The sequence below is a fragment of the Microbacterium sp. Bi128 genome (genome assembly GCF_918698205.1).
Genome location: NZ_CAKKMM010001112.1, coordinates 1 through 1700 on the forward strand (window position 1 = coordinate 1; position 1700 = coordinate 1700).

The 1700-nt window shown below is 62.8% G+C and carries 2 protein-coding genes and 1 pseudogene; all 3 read left to right on the forward strand.

The annotated features are described in order from the left end of the window. Positions 1-530: ABC transporter permease (locus LQV45_RS30285; protein ID WP_230010915.1), on the forward strand; the 530-nt coding region annotated here is incomplete at its 5' end. Further along, entirely contained in the window at positions 517-1404 is an 888-nt protein-coding gene (locus LQV45_RS30290; RefSeq protein ID WP_230010917.1) for an ABC transporter ATP-binding protein, read from the forward strand. The genes LQV45_RS30285 and LQV45_RS30290, both read left to right, overlap by 14 nt. Then, positions 1404-1700, forward strand: a pseudogene (locus tag LQV45_RS30295) (hypothetical protein); the annotation flags it as partial. The gene LQV45_RS30290 and the pseudogene LQV45_RS30295, both read left to right, overlap by 1 nt.

Here is a 1700-nt window from a genome sequence, read left to right on the forward strand (position 1 = left end):
GCTCTATCCGGAGCAACAAATCCATTGTTCAGGCGTTTAACTTCCCGCGCGCTGCACTTCCCATCGGCGCCAACGTTCGCGAACTGCTCTCGGCTGTGCCCCTCATGCTCGCCATGCTCCTGATCGTGGTGGTGCTGCCTCCAGCCGAGAACATCACCTGGCTGTGGGTACTGGTGGTACCGGCCATACTCCTGCAGTCGCTATTCAACCTCGGGGTGGGGCTCATCCTTGCCCGGGTTATCTCCCGCGTTCACGACGTCACGCACCTGCTGCCCTTCGCGCTGCGGGCGTGGATGTACGGATCCGCGATCTTCTACACCTACGAGCGTTTTGTCACGCATCCCCAAATGCTCGCCGCCATCAAGCTCAATCCCTTGTTCAACGTCATTGACATAATCCGGGATTGCGTGCTCTATGCCCGGGTTCCCCAGTGGCAGTCGTGGGCAATCCTTGCGGCCTGGGCCCTGGGAGCGCTGGCTGTTGGGCTTGTCTACTTCTGGAAGGGGGAGGAATCCTATGGACGCGGGTGAGAAGGAAATCTTCATCGAGGGGCATCCATGCGTGGTCGTGGACAGCGTGCGGATGCGCTATCGCGTCGCCTCAACCGCTGCTTCGGACACGGACGCCGACACCGCCAAGCCCCGGTTCCTGCGCCGCGCCGTCAATAAGCCGCACATGGTGACCGTGCAGGCCCTGAACGAGCTCTCCCTGGTGGTGGAGCGCGGCGAATCCGTCGGCATCATTGGCCGCAACGGGTCCGGAAAAAGCACGCTGATGAAGATCATCAGCGGCCAGTCCAAGCCGACGTCGGGGGCCGTGTATGCCTCCAGCACGCCGATCATGCTCGGCGTCAACGCAGCCTTGGTCCAAGACCTGTCGGGGGACCAGAATGTCATCCTGGGCTGCCTTGCCATGGGCATGAGCCGGGCCGAAGTGGACGAAAAGTTCAACAGTATTGTCGAACTGTCCGGACTCGAGAAGTCCATTCACTTACCGATGAAGTCCTATTCTTCGGGCATGGCGTCCCGCCTGCGGTTTGCCATCGCCGCGAGCGTCGATCCCGAGATTCTCCTGGTGGATGAGGCGCTCAATACCGGTGATGCCCAGTTTGGTGACCGCAGTAAATTGCGGATGGACGAGCTCCGCGAGCAGGCCGGCTGCGTCTTCCTGGTCAGCCACAGCCTGGACACGATCAAGGCAATGTGCACACGGGTGATCTGGCTCGACAAGGGCGATCTCATCATGGACGATGAGCCGGAAATCGCCATCAAGGCCTATCAGGACTTCACCCGTCACCTGTCCAAAGGCAACAACATCTCAGCCGCCAAGATTCTCGACGACGCCAAAGCGAATCTTGTGGCAACCGAGGTCCGTGGGCGGTCCTCACGCCGGAGCCGAGGCTGATGCCGGGTCTCCGGGAGGTCCGGAAAGGCCTGTGGCATCTGCGCAGGGGCGGTGTGGCGCAGTACAAGACCTGGCGGTCCCGCGAGCGGACCGAACAGGGCTTCGCCGCGCCCCGCAACGTGCAGGGCGTGGAAGCGGCCTGGACGGGGCGGGGGCGCAAACGCCGGCTCTCGCTGATTCCGGCCGCCCTTCCACAGCACCAACCGTCCCGGCCCGACGTCCGGGCCGCGGTGATCCTGGACGACTTTTCCGCCTTGGCCTTCGGCTATGAGTGGACCACCAGCGCCGTGCACCCC